General features: G+C 63.6%; 14 protein-coding genes. 12 read left to right on the forward strand and 2 right to left on the reverse strand.

Features of this window, described 5'->3' with window-relative positions; all coding sequences use genetic code 11:
* The first annotated feature begins 10 nt into the window (after positions 1–10).
* From O0881_RS25015 to O0881_RS25025, 3 genes are all read left to right on the forward strand, one after another.
* Positions 11–1384 carry a GH1 family beta-glucosidase gene (locus tag O0881_RS25015; RefSeq protein WP_289913484.1) on the forward strand — a complete coding sequence of 458 codons (1374 nt, stop codon included), beginning with the start codon at positions 11–13 and terminating at the stop codon, positions 1382–1384.
* 1 nt (position 1385) lies between these two features.
* Complete coding sequence (gene ugpC, locus O0881_RS25020) at positions 1386–2426, forward strand: sn-glycerol-3-phosphate ABC transporter ATP-binding protein UgpC (RefSeq protein ID WP_289913485.1); 1041 nt, start codon at positions 1386–1388, stop codon at positions 2424–2426.
* Positions 2427–2534: 108 nt separating this feature from the next.
* Positions 2535–4997, forward strand: a complete 2463-nt coding sequence (locus tag O0881_RS25025) for a TonB-dependent receptor (RefSeq protein ID WP_289913487.1) — start codon at positions 2535–2537, stop codon at positions 4995–4997.
* A gap of 81 nt (positions 4998–5078) precedes the next feature.
* Here the strand turns inward: O0881_RS25025 and xseA are convergent, their stop codons facing one another.
* Both xseA and O0881_RS25035 read right to left on the reverse strand, forming a co-directional pair.
* Positions 5079–6440, reverse strand: coding sequence for an exodeoxyribonuclease VII large subunit (gene xseA / locus O0881_RS25030; protein WP_289913488.1), 1362 nt, complete (start codon positions 6438–6440; stop codon positions 5079–5081).
* Positions 6441–6756: 316 nt separating this feature from the next.
* Positions 6757–6900 (reverse strand): hypothetical protein, encoded by a 144-nt coding sequence (locus O0881_RS25035; protein ID WP_289913489.1) that lies wholly within the window; start codon positions 6898–6900, stop codon positions 6757–6759.
* Between the two features lie 869 nt (positions 6901–7769).
* Here O0881_RS25035 and O0881_RS25040 point away from each other — a divergent pair.
* The 9 genes from O0881_RS25040 (at position 7770) to O0881_RS25080 (ending at position 15000) form a co-directional block, all read left to right on the forward strand.
* Complete coding sequence (locus O0881_RS25040) at positions 7770–8372, forward strand: MotA/TolQ/ExbB proton channel family protein (protein WP_251349991.1); 603 nt, start codon at positions 7770–7772, stop codon at positions 8370–8372.
* On the forward strand, positions 8369–8809 hold the full coding sequence (locus tag O0881_RS25045) for a biopolymer transporter ExbD (RefSeq protein WP_035825768.1): 441 nt from the start codon (positions 8369–8371) through the stop codon (positions 8807–8809). Before O0881_RS25040 ends, O0881_RS25045 begins: the two co-directional genes overlap by 4 nt.
* Before the next feature lie 74 nt (positions 8810–8883).
* On the forward strand, positions 8884–9939 hold the full coding sequence (lpxK, locus tag O0881_RS25050; RefSeq protein WP_289913490.1) for a tetraacyldisaccharide 4'-kinase: 1056 nt from the start codon (positions 8884–8886) through the stop codon (positions 9937–9939).
* Entirely contained in the window at positions 9920–10096 is a 177-nt protein-coding gene (locus O0881_RS25055) for a Trm112 family protein (RefSeq protein WP_010395789.1), read from the forward strand. The genes lpxK and O0881_RS25055 overlap by 20 nt, the downstream gene beginning before the upstream one ends.
* A gap of 2 nt (positions 10097–10098) precedes the next feature.
* The gene (gene kdsB, locus O0881_RS25060; RefSeq protein WP_099665099.1) at positions 10099–10854 is read left to right on the forward strand and encodes a 3-deoxy-manno-octulosonate cytidylyltransferase; all 756 of its coding nucleotides are present in this window, start codon (positions 10099–10101) and stop codon (positions 10852–10854) included.
* Positions 10855–11098: 244 nt separating this feature from the next.
* Complete coding sequence (adk, locus tag O0881_RS25065; RefSeq protein WP_077400901.1) at positions 11099–11755, forward strand: adenylate kinase; 657 nt, start codon at positions 11099–11101, stop codon at positions 11753–11755.
* A 180-nt stretch (positions 11756–11935) separates the two neighbouring features.
* Complete coding sequence (locus tag O0881_RS25070) at positions 11936–14059, forward strand: sodium-translocating pyrophosphatase (protein WP_289913491.1); 2124 nt, start codon at positions 11936–11938, stop codon at positions 14057–14059.
* Between the two features lie 190 nt (positions 14060–14249).
* A complete protein-coding gene (locus O0881_RS25075; protein WP_289900019.1) occupies positions 14250–14636 on the forward strand; it encodes a hypothetical protein in 387 nt (128 codons plus the stop codon).
* A gap of 13 nt (positions 14637–14649) precedes the next feature.
* Entirely contained in the window at positions 14650–15000 is a 351-nt protein-coding gene (locus tag O0881_RS25080; RefSeq protein ID WP_289900020.1) for a glycine zipper family protein, read from the forward strand.
* The last annotated feature ends 47 nt before the right edge of the window (positions 15001–15047 follow it).

A 15047-nucleotide genomic window follows, 5' to 3' on the forward strand; every position in this document is an offset into this window, starting at 1 on the left:
TCACACTGACATGACCACCATGCATAACGACGACATCGACACCAACTTCCCCGCCACGTTCACCTGGGGCGTGGCCACCAGCGCCTACCAGATCGAGGGCGCCGCGGCCATCGATGGCCGCGGCCCATCCATCTGGGATACCTTCAGCCACACGGATGGCAAGATCATCGACGGCAGCAATGGCGACGTGGCCTGCGACCACTATCACCGCTATGCCGAGGACGTGGAGCTGATCGCCAACCTGGGCGTGAACGCCTACCGCTTTTCCATGTCCTGGTCGCGCGTGCAGCCCACGGGTTCCGGCGCCTGGAACGAGGCGGGCTTCGACTTCTATGCGCGCCTGCTCGACGCCCTGGCCGCCAAGGGCCTCGATGCCCATCTGACCCTGTACCACTGGGACTTGCCGCAAGCCTTGCAGGACGAGGGCGGCTGGCTCAACCGCGCCACCTGCTACCACTTCGCGGCCTACGCGGCCGAGGTGGCGCGCCGCTTCGGCCACAAGGTCGCCAGCATCGCCACGCACAACGAACCGTGGTGCACGGCCGTGCTGGGCCACGGCACGGGCCAGTTCGCGCCCGGCATGGCCGACCCGGCCGCCGCCGTGCAAGTGTCGCACCATCTGCTGCTGTCGCACGGCCTGGCCATGCAGGCGATGCGCGCCGTCAATCCGCCCGCGAAACTGGGCATCGTGCTCAATCAATGGACGGCCACGCCGGCCACCGACAGCGCCCAGGACCGCGAACTGGCCGAACTCGAATATGCACGCTCGGTGCAGTGGTATATGGACGCGATCTTCAAGGGCCGCTACCCGGCCCTGGCCCTGAAACACGTCGACGCTTCTGCTTTGTCCATCTTTGAAAACGATTTCATAGATATCAAACAGCCCATCGATTTCCTCGGCGTGAACTATTACACGCGCGCTTACGTGAGCGCCGAGACGCCGCCGCGCAAGCCCGACTGCAAGCTCGGCGTCAACGACATGGGCTGGGAAACCTATCCGCAAGGCTTGACGGAGCTGCTCGTGGGCCTGCACCGCGAATACCGGCTGCCGCCCGTCTACATCACGGAAAACGGCATGGCCGTCGCCGACAAGCCCGTCGGCGGCAAGATCCACGACGAGGCGCGCATCGAATACGTGCAGCTGCACCTGGACGCCTTGCGCGCCGTGATCGCGCAGGGCATCGACGTGCGCGGCTATTTCTACTGGAGCCTGATGGACAACTTCGAGTGGAATTCGGGCTACGCCAAGCGCTTCGGCATGCTGTACGTCGATTACGCCACGCAGCAGCGCAGCTTCAAGGACAGCGCCCTGTGGTACCGCGATTTCATCGCCGCCCAGCGCGCCGCACATGCCGATGCGGCCGTCCTGGCCGGGGAGCACTGACATGGCGGCCATCTCCCTGCGCGGCATCCGCAAGACCTACGGCGACGGTCCGGAAATCGTCAAGGGTCTGGACCTCGATATCCACGACGGCGAATTCATGGTCTTCGTCGGACCGTCCGGTTGCGGCAAGTCGACCCTGCTGCGCATGATCGCGGGCCTGGAAGATATCAGCGCGGGCCAGCTGCGCATCGGCGACTTGCTGGCCAACGACGTGGCGCCGGCCGAGCGGGGCATCGCCATGGTCTTCCAGAGCTACGCCCTGTATCCGCACATGACGGCGCGCGACAACATGGGTTTTGCCCTGAAACTGGCGGGCAGGCAGGAAGCGGAGGTGCGCGCGGCAGTCGGCAAGGTGGCCGAGATTTTGCAGATCACGCACTTGCTCGACCGCAAACCCAAGGCCTTGTCGGGCGGCGAGCGCCAGCGCGTGGCCATCGGCCGCTCCATCGTGCGCCAGCCGAAGGTGTTCCTGTTCGACGAGCCGCTGTCGAACCTCGATGCCTCGCTGCGCGTGCAGACGCGCATCGAGCTGGCCAAGCTGCACCAGGAACTGGGCACCACCATGATCTATGTCACGCATGACCAGGTCGAGGCCATGACCCTCGGCGACAGGGTCGCCGTCTTCCACGGCGGCCACCTGGAGCAGGTGGGCGCACCCCTGGAGCTGTACCGCCACCCGGCCAGCCAGTTCGTGGCCGGCTTCATCGGCGCCCTGCGCATGAACTTTTTGCCGTGCGCCGCCGTTCCCGCGCTGGCCATCGAGCTCGGTGGCGAGGCGGGCATGCTGGTCGGCATACGCCCCGAACACCTGCGGCTGGTGCCGCGCAATGAAGGCTACGGCGCCACGGTCACCCTGATCGAGCAGCTGGGCGATGCGCAAATCATCCACGCCACGCTGGACGCCAGCCCCCATACGGTGGCCATCAAGCTGCATGGCGAGGCGCGCCACGCGCTGGCGCAGGGCAGCGCCATCGGCTTCGCGCCGGAAGAAGGCCATGCCTTTCTATTCGACACGGCCGGGCGCGCCGTGGCTACCCATTGACCCCGCACGGAGGCGACATGACTTCAGATTGACACCCAAAAAAATGTGCAGCAGTAGCCAAAGAGCTATGTGATCATCATTCAACCAGCGGTACAGGAGACAACCACAATGCAACAGCTCAAACGCAATACCATCGCCCTCAGCCTGGCGCATGCGACCTTCGCCCAGTTCATCTTGCTGGGCAGCGGCGCTGCCATGGCCCAGGAAGCGGCCAGCACCGCGGCAGCCACCGACGCGGCAAAACCGGCCGCCGAGCAGATGGACCGCATCGTCGTCACGGCCACGCGCCGCAATACCTTCGTGCAGGAGACGCCGCTGGCCGTCACCGCCTTCAACCAGGACACCCTGCAAAACAACCAGGTCAAGGACCTGGCGTCGCTGGCCACCATGGTGCCTAGCCTCGTCGTCGAGCAGCATGGCGACTCGGGCGGCGTGCACGTCTACATGCGCGGCGTCGGCTCGGCCAATCACACGGAGCTGGGCGACCCGGCCGTCGCCTTCTATGTCGACGGCGTGTATTCGCCGCGTCCGCAGGGCGCCACGGCGCTGATGTATGACTTGAGCCACGTGGAGGTGGCGCGCGGACCGCAGGGCACCCTGAATGGCCGCAATTCGACGGCCGGCGCCGTCAACCTCGTGTCGGCTGCGCCGAGCACGGCCAAGTTCATGGGCTCGGCCGGCATCACCGTGGGTGACAAGCGCCATCTGCAGACGCAGGGCATGATCAATATCCCGTTTTCGGACGACGTGGCGCTGCGCATCGCCGCCATCAAGGATAGCCATGACGGCACGGTGGACTTCCGTCGCGGCTCGAACGTCATGCCGGGCACGGCCAAGTATGGCGCCGGCGACCAGATGGGCGTGCGCGCCTCCCTGCTGTGGAAGTTCACGCCGCAGTTGCGCGGCACGTTCATCGCCGATTACTTCCTCGACCAGGGCGCCGGCAACGTCTACCTGGCGGCCGAACCGAAAGCGGGCGAGAAGCTGCGCTCGGCCCTGATCGACACGCCGGGCACCCTGGATCAGTCGATCCTGACCTACAAGGGCAAGCTCAATTACAAGCCGACCGATGCGCTCGACTTCACTTACCTGGGCAGCTGGAGCCGCTACAAGCGCCAGAACAGCAACGATGCCGATGCGGGCCTGTTCCCCGGCTTCAAGTCGGAAAACCGTACCGACTGGGCGCAGTTCGACAGCTATTCGCACGAGCTGCAGGCGCGCTCGGACGACGATGCGCCGTTCCAGTGGGTGGCGGGCCTGTTCCTGTTCAACGAAAAGAACAAGGTGCGCTTCGATATCGACCGCAGCCAGATTTCGCAGGCGGCCGTGCAGCAGGATATCGCCAACGGCGCCGTGATCTTCGTGCAGCCCACCGTGGGCCAGTATGCCTCGGCCATGTCCTTCATCCAGGGCGACCGCCAGCTCAAATCGAAAGCCGTATTCGGCCAGGTCAGCCAGCAGGTGACGGATCAGATCAAGCTGACGGCCGGCGCGCGCTATACGAAAGACCATAAATTCGATATCGGCGGCAAGAACTGGGCTTGCCCGAACTGGCCCGCCAACACGCCGCTGGGCACCACGGTCCTTACTGCCGACCAGCTGCGCCAGCTGGTCACGCCGGGTTCGGGCCTGGCCAACACGCACAATATCGGCCCCGGCGGCGCCATCACGGCCGCCAGCTGCGGCAATACGCCGGGCGACAACACGGCCGACCTGAAATACGGCCAGGCCACCTGGCTGGGCCGCATCGAGTACAAGCTGCGCCCGGATATTTTGCTGTTCGGCTCCGTGACGACGGGCTTCCACTCGCCGGCCATCGGCGACGGCGGCGCCACCACCAAGCCGGAAAAGCTGACCAGCTATGAAATCGGCTTCAAGTCGGACTTGCTGAACCGCGAACTGACCCTGAACCTCGACGCGTTTTTGATGAAGTACAAGGACAAGCTCGAGTCGCAGGTGGTCAACAGCGTGCTGGCCAACTTCAATGCGGCCGGCGCCACCGTCAAGGGCCTGGAAGCGGAATGGGTCTGGCGGCCAACGAAGGTCGACCGCCTGACGGGCAACGCCACCTGGCTCAAAGCCGTGTATGACGATTTCATGTCGTGCGACGTCGATGCTGCGCGCGCGAATGGCCAGGCCTGCGGATCGACGGCGCCATTGGTGAACGTGGGCGGCAGCACCATGAAGCATGCGCCGAAGTTTTCCACGACCGTCCAGTACGAGCATGATTTCAATGTCGCCGGTGGCCAGCTCACGCCGCGCGCCTCGGTGCACTACGAAACCATGTCGTATGTCGGTGCGGGCGCGTTCAACGGCGACGTGCCGGGCCATGCCGGCGTCAAGCGCCAGGAAGCGTATACGACGCTGGACCTGAGCCTGCGCTTCCAGCCGGCGAACAAGGCCTATACGGTGGAAGCGTTCGTGCAGAATGCCACCGACAAGGCCGTCAAGCTGGACGTCAATGAAATCTGCACGGACGTGGGCATGCCATGCCAGCCCACGCAACAGATCTACGGCGCCTTCTACAACGCGCCGCGCACCTTTGGCGCGCGCGTGTCGATGAAGTTCTGATGGCGTAGGGGGAAAGAGCAGTCGCAGTAGCAGTCCACTCAGTAGGGAAGGTGTTGGGCCGGGGTTCTTCCCCGGCCTTTTTTACTCCAATGTCGCTTGCACGCTGGCGATGCCGATCTGCGCGCTGCCTTCGGCCAGGCGCACGTTGACGTTCTGGCGCGCCTGCAGTTGTGCAGGAGAGCGCACGATCGCGCCTTTTTCATCGCGCAGGATGGCGTAGCCCCGTTCCAGGGTGCGCTGGGGATTGAGCAGTTCCAGCTGCGCCGCCAGGCCGTCGAGGCGGTGGCGGCGCTGGCCCAGCTGCTGCGCCATGGCCGCGCCGCCGCGCCGCTGCATTTCCACCAGGCGCGCGCGCGGCGCCGTGACGTCGGGCCGCAAGGCCGTCCAGCGCGCACGCAGGCGCTCCAGCGCGTACTGCGACTGGTTCACGGGCGCGCGCGCCGCATGCGTCATGGCCGTCGACAGGGCCAGCAGCTGCAGGCGCTGCTGCTGCAGCTGCGCCTTCGGGTTGAGCAGGCGGCGGCTGTGGCGGTCCAGGGTCTGCGCCGCATCGTCGAGGCTGCGGCGCATGGCGCGGCGCAGGTCCGCCGCATCGGCGCGCAGGGACGCCATCCAGTCGGCGCGCGGCGTGGCCGCCAGTTCGGCCGCCGCCGTCGGCGTGGCCGCGCGCAGGTCGGACGCGAAGTCGGCGATGGTGAAATCCGTCTCGTGTCCCACGCCGCTGATCACGGGCATGGAACAGTCGGCAATCGCATGGGCCACGGCTTCATCGTTGAACGACCACAGATCCTCGATGCTGCCGCCGCCGCGGCACACCAGCAGCACGTCGCACTCGGCCCTTGTTGATGCCGTGCGGATGGCGTGCGCGATCTTTTCCGGCGCCTGCTGGCCCTGCACTGGCGTGGGGTAGAGGATGATGTTGACGTGCGGCGCGCGGCGCTTGAGCGCGATCAAGACGTCGCGCAGGGCGGCCGCCTGCGGGCTGGTGACGATGCCGATGCTGCGCGCGAACATGGGAATGGCGCGCTTGCGCTCCTGGTCGAACAGCCCTTGCGCGGCCAGCTTTTCCTTCAGGCGCTGGAACGCTTCATACAGGGCGCCCACGCCGGCGCGGCGGATGGCTTCCACGTTGATCTGGTAATCGCCGCGCGCGCCGTACAGGGTGACGAGGGCGCGCACTTCCACCTTGTCGCCTTCGCGCGGCGTGAAGCCGGCAAACTGGGCGCGGCCGCGGAACATCACGGCGCGCACCTGGGCGCCATCGTCCTTCAGGGTGAAATACCAGTGGCCGGAAGCGGCGCGCGTGAAGTTGGAAATCTCGCCGGCGATCCAGGTCAGGGGAAACGAGCGCTCGAGCAGGCGCGCGACGGCCTGGTTCAGGGCGCTGACGGTCAGCACGGGCGGGGCGGCAAAGCCGCTGTCAGTCGGGGTGTCGGTCATCATCAAGCTGGGGGAGGTGAGGGAACTGTCCACATATTATCGGCGAGGTCATGCTTATGTCATATATCGTGCAAAACAACAAGTTCTATTTCTAAGTATTTGATTTCATGATGAATTCCCATATGCCTGATTTGCGTGCACAGGGAAAAAAACCTTTAATATCAAGCACATCAGTACAGCCCCCGCCACTTACGCACAAAGTTATCCACAGAAAGTGTGCGGAACTTTTTGCCTTGGACAAACATGGCCCGGCAAGCCGGCATTGACCGATAAAACTGCCTTGCTACATTTTTGCGCACGGAAATAAAGAGTATAGGAATCAAGCGCTTAGTATGCCATGCATGGCCTTGCGCACAATCTTATCCACAAAAAATGTGCAGAACTCTGGCGCGGCGCCGGATTTATCCACCGGAATGCCCATGGCATGGCTTGCCTGAATTTTGCGCAGCATAAAAATAGCCATATAAATCAATGGTATAGCGTCACATCGTAGGCCTTGCTCACAATCTTATCCACAGAATATGTGCAAAACTGCATAAATCGTTTCGTTTTTTCGCCTGGTTTTCCACCGCGCGGCCAGGCCGTTGCGCTGCCTCATTTTTCAGCATTGAAAAAAACTCCTTTAAAATCAATGACCTTGAATGGAGTCAATCCGCTTGCTCACAATCTTATCCACACTTTATGTGCGAAACTGCCTTTGCGGTGGAAAACTGCCGTTTCGAAGCGCAATCGGAGCGATAAAAGCCCGCTTTCCAGCGCTTGCCACATTTTTATGCATGGCAATAAAAACGATATAAATCAAAGTACTTAGCGCGTATCCTTGTGCTTGCACACAATCTTGTCCACAGATTGTGTGCAGAACTTTGACGGTCTCTCTGGCGTCGATTTCGCGCCCGCTGCCACTTTTTTACTCATTGATTTAATTTTCTTTAAAATCAATGGTTTAATTGAATTCCTCGGCTTTGCGCACAATCTTGTCCACAGTAAATGTGCAGAACTCTTGAAATATTGATTTTATGACATTGACTACTATCGATAAGCTGCTATGCCTGTATTTTGCGCAGTATAATAATTCGCTTGTAAATCAAGGGCTTGCATGCTGGACTTCATGCTTGCTCACAATCTTATCCACACAAAGTGTGCAAAACTGGGTGCGCTTGGCGCACGCCCGCCGGGCCGTGTGGGCAAGTGCCATGCGGGCGCCACTTGCCGCCGGCGCGGCAACGCGCTACATTGCGCCATTCCCGCGCGGACGTACAATCGGTCTTCGGCGCTCGGTACAATACAGGCTGTTCGGGCGATTCATCGCCTTCCCTCTATCAGGAGTTTCTTTTGCTCGCTATATTTCAAGCCGCTGGCTGGCCCATCTGGCTGTTGTTGATCGCTTCCATCGTCGCCCTGGCCCTGATCATCGAGCGCCTGCTGTATTTGCGCCGCGTCAAGATACTGCCCCGCAAGCTGTTTGATGAAGTGGTGCAGGTGTATCGCAGCGGCAAGATCACGCCGGACACGGTGGCCAAGCTGGAAGACAACTCGCCGCTGGGCGTGGTGCTGGCCGCCGCCCTGCGCAACGTCGACGCGCCGCGCGAAGTGATGAAGGAATCGATCGAAGAGGCGGGCAGCGGCGTGGCCCACACGCTGGAACGTTTCCTGACGACCCTGGGCACCATCGCCACCCTGGCGCCGCTGATGGGGCTGTTCGGCACGGTGATCGGCATGATCGAGATTTTTGCCTCGCCCGGCGCCACCGCGTCGAACGCGGCGCTGTCGCACGGTATTTCCGTCGCCTTGTATAACACGGCGTTTGGCCTGGCCATCGCCATGCCGGCCCTGATTTTCTACCGCCACTTCCGCGCCCTCGTCGACAGCTTCGTCATTGACATGGAGCAACAAGCGGTCAAGTTCGTCGACATCGTCCACAGTGGCCGCAAATGAACTTCCGCAAAGGCAAGGGGCGTGAAGACCCCGAAATCAACCTGATCCCGTTCATCGACGTGCTGCTGGTGATCCTGATCTTCCTCATGGTCAGCACCACCTACAGCAAGTTCACGGAGCTGCAGATCACCTTGCCGACGGCCGATGCCGAGCAAGCGAAGGACAAGCCGCAGCAGCTCGACGTCACCATCGATGCCAAGGGTAACTACACGGTCAACCGCGAACCCGTCTCGTTCCGCGACGTGGCCGGCCTGGCTGACGCCTTGCAGGATGCGGCCAAGGCGGCCAATGGCGGCAAGGCGCCCGCGCAGACGCCCGTCGTGGTGGTCAACGCCGACCAGTTCGCCATGCACCAGATGGTCATCCACGTGATGGAAGCGGCGCGCCTGGCCGGTTATGAAAAGCTGACGTTTGCGGCGCAGGCGGGCGGCAAGTAAGTTCCGACCGTTACCGGCAACAAAATTGGGGACTGACCCGCCGGGTCAGACCCCAGCCCTTTACCCTTCACCGCATGCCCACTTCCTCACCCCTCAAGCTTGAATCCACTCTCACCCGCGCCTGGCTGACGCGCGGCCCGCTGGCGTGCGCGCTGTGGCCCGTGTCGCTGCTGTTCGGCGCCTTGAGCAGCGTCAGGCGCGGCCTGTACCGGGCAAATCTCCTGACATCGGCGCGCCTGCCCGTGCCCGTCGTCGTCGTCGGCAACATTTTCATCGGCGGCACGGGCAAGACGCCGCTGACGATCTGGCTGGTGCAAGCCTTGCGCGACGCGGGCATGCGCCCGGGCGTCATTTCGCGCGGCCATGGCAGCGCCGACCGCTTGCCGCGCGCCGTCAGCGCCGCCTCCACGCCGCAACAGGTGGGCGACGAGCCGCTGCTGATCTTCCAGCGCGGCGGCTGCCCCGTGATGGTGGGGCGCGACCGCGCGCAAGCGGGCAGGGCGCTGCTGGCCGCGCATCCGGACGTCGACGTGCTGGTGACGGACGACGGCTTACAGCATTACGCCTTGCGGCGCGACGTGGAAATCGTGCTGTTCGACGGCCGCGGCGCAGGCAATGGCTGGCTGCTGCCGGCGGGACCGCTGCGCGAATCGCCGCGCCGCCGGCGCGACGTGACGGTGATCAATGCGCCCGAGCTGGCTCCGGCACTGGTGGACCAGGTCGCGCCGCAAGGCGGGCTGGTGGTGCAGATGCGGCTCGATGGCGGCGTGGCCGAGCGCCTGCTGAACCGCGGCGAAAGCATGGCCCTTGCAGACCTGGCGGCCAGCGGCCGGCGCCTCGTGGCGGCGGCCGGCATCGGCAATCCCGGGCGCTTCTTTGCAATGCTGCGCGGGGCCGGACTGGACTTCACGGAACTGCCCCTGCCCGACCACCACGACTTCCTCGACCAGCCATTTGCCGCCCTCGACACGGATGTGATCTTGATCACCGAGAAGGATGCAGTAAAATGTGCGCAAATTGAACATCTCAAAGATGACCCGAGACTGTGGGTCGTCCCCGTCAGTGCGCGCATCGATAGCGCGCTGGCCCAACAAATTGTGGAGAAATGTCGTGGACGCTCGACTGCTTGATATCCTGGTCTGCCCTGTTTGCAAGGGTCCGCTTGAACACGATAAGAAGGCGCAGGAACTGATTTGCCGCGCCGACCGTCTGGCCTATCCTATCCGCGATGGCATCCCCATCATGTGGGCGGACGAAGCGCGCACCCTGCAAGACGCAGTGGAATAACGATGGCGTTCATCGTCATCATCCCGGCCCGCCTGGCCTCGACGCGCCTGCCGGGCAAGCCGCTGGCTGACCTGGGCGGCAAACCCATGGTGGTGCGCGTGGCCGAGCAGGCGCTGCTCTCGGGCGCCGCGCGCGTCATCGTCGCCACCGACCATGACAGCATCCGCGCAGCCTGCGCCGCGCATGGCGTGGAAGTGTGCATGACGCGCAGCGACCATCCGTCGGGCACGGACCGCATCGCCGAAGTGGCGCGCACGCTCGGGCTGCCGCTGGACGCCGTCGTCGTCAACCTGCAGGGCGACGAACCCTTGATCGATCCGGCCCTGCTGGCCGCCTGCGCGGCGCAGATCAGCGCTGCCGTCCCCATGGCCACCTGCGCCCATCCGCTGCATGATGTGGCCGACGCGTTCAATCCGAACGTGGTCAAGGTCGTGCTGGACAAGAACGGCCGCGCCTTGTATTTCTCGCGCGCCACCATCCCGTGGCACCGCGACGGCTTCGCGCAGTCGAAAGACAGCTTGCCGGCAGGCTACGTGCCCCTGCGGCATATCGGCCTGTATGCGTACAGCAATGCGTTTTTGCAAGAATATCCGCAATTGTCCGCCTCGCCGCTGGAAGCCATCGAAGCGCTGGAGCAGCTGCGCGTGCTGTGGCACGGTGTTGCCATCGCCGTCCACGTGACCGATAGCGCGCCGGCCGCCGGTGTCGACACGCCGGAAGATCTTGCCAGGGTGCAAGCCCACTACGGCGCCCTGTAAGCGCTACCCGCAAAACGGCAGGCGTGCAAATATAATTTTGTGCGCCTGCAGTAAAAACCACATTTTGAAACGTGCGCCGCGCGAATTGCTGGCTTTGATCAATCAGGGCATAGCAATTCGATAGCAAACTGGCGTTCCGGGGATTTTTTGTGGTAAGTTTCGTAGGGAAAGATAGCCTTAGCAACACCATCTAAAAAAAATTACACATACCACCATCCAAAATCTGTTTTTTAGGAACTTTTCAATGCGTCTGATACTTTTAGGAGCACCCGGTGCCGGCAAGGGCACCCAAGCTAATTTCATCAAAGAAAAATACAACATTCCACAAATCTCCACGGGCGACATGCTGCGCGCGGCGATCAAGGAAGGCTCCGAACTGGGCCTGGCAGCGAAAAAAGTCATGGATGCGGGCGGCCTCGTGTCGGACGACATCATGATCGGCCTGGTCAAGAATCGCCTGCAGGAAGCCGATTGCGCCAATGGCTACCTGTTCGACGGCTTCCCGCGCACCATCGCGCAAGCGGACGCCATGAAAGACGCCGGCATCAATGTCGACTACGTGCTGGAAATCGACGTGCCTGACGCTTCGATCATCGAGCGCATGGACGGCCGCCGCAGCCACCCGGGTTCGGGCCGCGTGTATCACGTCAAATTCAACCCGCCCAAGGTCGACGGCGTCGATGACATCACCGGCGAACCGCTGATCCAGCGCGACGACGACAAGGCGGAAACGGTCAAGAAGCGCCTGGACGTGTACCACAACCAGACCAAGGTCTTGTTGGGCTACTACAATGACTGGGCCAAGTCCGGCCTGCCAGGCGCACCGAAATACCGCCGCATCGCCGGCGTCGGTCCGGTCGAGCAAATCCGCGACAGCGCATTTGCCGCCCTGGCGGAATAAGCAGTTTATGAAAAGCGGACCTGAGTGTCCGCTTTTTTTGTGCCCGCTTTTCAACAGCGGTGCGGCATCGTTTTCGTAGTTCAGGTTTTTTGCAGGTCGTGTTTTCCTGGCTGCGCGTGCCTACCCGGTGCGGTCTGCAGCTGTTGGCAATGACGTCGGATAAAAACAGAAGGGGACGATATGGCAGCCAGCTTGTGGTTTGCGGTAGCCTGCGGCGTGGTCGCAGTCATTTACGGTTTGGTGTCGCGCAGCTGGATCCTGAGGCAGGATCCCGGCAACGCGCGCATGCAGGAAATCGCCCTGGCCATCCAGCAGGGCGCGGCCGCCTACCTGGCGCGCCAGTACCGCACCATCGCCATCGTCGGCGTGGTGTTATTGATCGCCATCTATGCGCTGCTTGGCCTGCACACGGCGCTGGGCTTCTTGATCGGCGCCGTGCTGTCGGGCGCCTGCGGCTTCATCGGCATGAATGTCTCCGTGCGGGCCAATGTGCGCACGGCGCAGGCGGCCACCCTGGGCATCAACCAGGCACTGAACGTGGCCTTCAAGGGCGGGGCGATCACGGGCATGCTGGTCGTCGGCCTGGGCCTGTTGGGCGTGACCCTGTTCTACTGGCTGCTGGCGACGACGGGCGCGCCCGGCCTCACGCAGCATGACCTGATCAAGCCCCTGATCGGCCTGGCCTTCGGCGCCTCGCTCATTTCCATCTTCGCGCGGCTCGGCGGCGGCATCTTTACCAAGGGTGCCGACGTGGGCGCGGACCTGGTGGGCAAGGTGGAGGCGGGCATCCCCGAGGACGATCCGCGCAACCCGGCCGTCATCGCCGACAACGTGGGCGACAACGTGGGCGACTGCGCCGGCATGGCGGCCGACCTGTTCGAAACCTATGTCGTGACCCTGATCGCCACCATGCTGCTGGGCGCACTGCTGATGGCCGAGGCGAGCGGCACGGCCATCATCTACCCGCTGCTGCTGGGCGCCGTCTCCATCCTCGCGTCCATCGTCGGCTGCTCGATGGTCAAGACGGCCCCCGGCAAGAAGATCATGTCGGCCCTGTACACGGGCCTGTGGTGGGCGGCCGGCCTGTCGCTGGTCGGTTTTGCCGTGGTCACGTGGCTGCTGTGGCCCGACGACGCCATGCGCTACAAGATGCTGGGCGCCACCGTCGTCGGCATCGTCCTCACGGGCCTGATGGTGTACATCACCGAGTACTACACGGGCACGGATTTCAAGCCCGTGCGCCACATCGCCGAAGCGTCGACGACGGGCCACGGCACGAACATCATCGCCGGCCTGGGTGTGTCGATGAAGTCCACGGCGTATCCGGTGCTGGCCGTCTGCGTCGCCATCCTCGTTTCGTATCAATTGGCGGGCCTGTACGGCATCGCCATCGCGGCGACATCCATGCTGTCGATGGCGGGCATCATCGTCGCCCTTGACGCGTATGGCCCCATCACGGATAACGCGGGCGGCATCGCGGAAATGTCGGGCTTGCCCGACTCCGTGCGCGCCATCACCGATCCTTTGGATGCCGTCGGCAATACGACCAAGGCCGTCACCAAGGGCTACGCCATCGGCTCGGCCGGGCTGGCCGCGCTGGTGCTGTTCGCCGACTACACGCATGCGCTCGAATCCGTGGGCCAGCACATCACCTTTGATTTGTCGAACCCCATGGTCATCGTCGGCCTGTTCATCGGCGGCTTGATACCGTATCTGTTCGGCGCCATGGCGATGGAAGCCGTGGGCCGCGCGGCCGGCGCCGTGGTGGTGGAAGTGCGGCGCCAGTTCCGCGACATCAAGGGCATCATGGAAGGCACGGCGCGGCCAGAATACGACAAGGCCGTGGACATGCTGACGGCGTCGGCCATCCGCGAAATGATCGTGCCGTCCCTGCTGCCCGTGGTGGTGCCCATCGTCGTGGGCATGCTGCTGGGGCCTGCGGCGCTCGGTGGCTTGCTGATGGGGACGATCGTCACGGGCCTGTTCGTGGCCATTTCCATGACCACGGGCGGCGGCGCCTGGGACAATGCGAAGAAATACATCGAGGATGGCCATTTCGGCGGCAAGGGTTCGGACGCGCACAAGGCGGCCGTCACGGGCGACACGGTGGGCGACCCGTACAAGGATACGGCCGGTCCGGCAGTGAACCCCTTGATCAAGATCATCAATATCGTGGCCCTGTTGCTGGTGCCGCTGCTGCCGGCCACGGGCTGGCTGGCCGTCAAGGCGCCGGTGCCCATCCACGCGCCCGCGCCGCCCATCCTGGCGCCGGCGACACCCGTGCAAAGCTTGCCCGCGCAATAAACTGCGCCATCCCTGCAGCCCCGTGGCCAGCGCCGCGGGGCTGTTTGTATTTTGCGCAAATGAAACTTTCCTGCCGTCCATATCCTCGGCGTATCAAAGGTGAGCAATTGTTACGGCGCCTTTGCTTGTGCTGGCTCTCTGTCAATAATGGAATGAGCGTCACAGTTGGGCATGAAGGCGGGAGGATGTCATGGACAGCATCAGCAGGAAGGGCGGCGCGCTGGCGGCGCTCTTGGTATTGGCGGTCACGGCGGGAGTGGCCCAGGCGGCGCCGGGCCGGCATGGCGGCTTTCACGGCGGCCACGGCCACTTCCATGGTCGTTCGCACGTGGGCGTCTGGGTGGGATCGCCCTGGTGGTATGGCTACGGGCCGGGCTGGTATGGCGACCCGTGGTATGGCTATCCCTATCCATATGGGCGCACCCTGATCGTGCAGCCGCCGCCCGTATACATCGAGCAGGGCGGCGAGCCGACGGTGCAGATGTGGTACTACTGCGCGAGACCGCAGGGCTATTATCCCTATGTGAAAAATTGCAGTACGGCATGGCGTGCCGTGCTGCCGACCAGCGTGCGCTGACGGGGAGGCGAAGATGAACACGAAAGCGTTGATGGGGCGTGCCGGCCTGCTGGCGCCCCTGCTGCTGGCCGCCTGCACGGTGATGCCGGAAGGGCCGTCGGCCACGGCCTTGCCCGGCACGGGCAAGAGCCCCGAGCAATTCCGCGTCGATGACGGCAGTTGCCGTGGCTACGCGCAGGCGCAGCTGGCCGGCACGGGCGCGGCCGACAGTTCCTCGCATGGCATGCAGCGCAGCTACGATGATTCTTATCAGAAATGCATGTATGCGAGCGGCCACAAGGTGCCCGCGGCCGGGCGGATGCTGGGCAGCGTGCCGGCGAATGCCGCCACGCCGCCGCCCGATACGCCGCCGCCCCGGTACTAGGTTGCTACAACGCCTGGCACAAGCGTAGCGAGCGGAAGGGGGATGCG

Source organism: Janthinobacterium sp. SUN100 (assembly GCF_030397705.1).
GTDB classification, from domain to species: domain Bacteria; phylum Pseudomonadota; class Gammaproteobacteria; order Burkholderiales; family Burkholderiaceae_D; genus Janthinobacterium; species Janthinobacterium kumbetense.

What these genes read in the sequence shown, in the direction of transcription:
- O0881_RS25035 (WP_289913489.1), bottom strand. Translation starts at nt 6,900, where the DNA reads ATGGCTATTTTTATGCTGCGCAAAATTCAGGCAAGCCATGCCATGGGC.
- xseA (WP_289913488.1), bottom strand. Translation starts at nt 6,440, where the DNA reads ATGATGACCGACACCCCGACTGACAGCGGCTTTGCCGCCCCGCCCGTG.
- ugpC (WP_289913485.1), top strand. Translation starts at nt 1,386, where the DNA reads ATGGCGGCCATCTCCCTGCGCGGCATCCGCAAGACCTACGGCGACGGT.
- lpxK (WP_289913490.1), top strand. Translation starts at nt 8,884, where the DNA reads ATGCCCACTTCCTCACCCCTCAAGCTTGAATCCACTCTCACCCGCGCC.
- O0881_RS25075 (WP_289900019.1), top strand. Translation starts at nt 14,250, where the DNA reads ATGGACAGCATCAGCAGGAAGGGCGGCGCGCTGGCGGCGCTCTTGGTA.
- O0881_RS25070 (WP_289913491.1), top strand. Translation starts at nt 11,936, where the DNA reads ATGGCAGCCAGCTTGTGGTTTGCGGTAGCCTGCGGCGTGGTCGCAGTC.
- O0881_RS25045 (WP_035825768.1), top strand. Translation starts at nt 8,369, where the DNA reads ATGAACTTCCGCAAAGGCAAGGGGCGTGAAGACCCCGAAATCAACCTG.
- kdsB (WP_099665099.1), top strand. Translation starts at nt 10,099, where the DNA reads ATGGCGTTCATCGTCATCATCCCGGCCCGCCTGGCCTCGACGCGCCTG.
- O0881_RS25025 (WP_289913487.1), top strand. Translation starts at nt 2,535, where the DNA reads ATGCAACAGCTCAAACGCAATACCATCGCCCTCAGCCTGGCGCATGCG.
- adk (WP_077400901.1), top strand. Translation starts at nt 11,099, where the DNA reads ATGCGTCTGATACTTTTAGGAGCACCCGGTGCCGGCAAGGGCACCCAA.
- O0881_RS25080 (WP_289900020.1), top strand. Translation starts at nt 14,650, where the DNA reads ATGAACACGAAAGCGTTGATGGGGCGTGCCGGCCTGCTGGCGCCCCTG.
- O0881_RS25015 (WP_289913484.1), top strand. Translation starts at nt 11, where the DNA reads ATGACCACCATGCATAACGACGACATCGACACCAACTTCCCCGCCACG.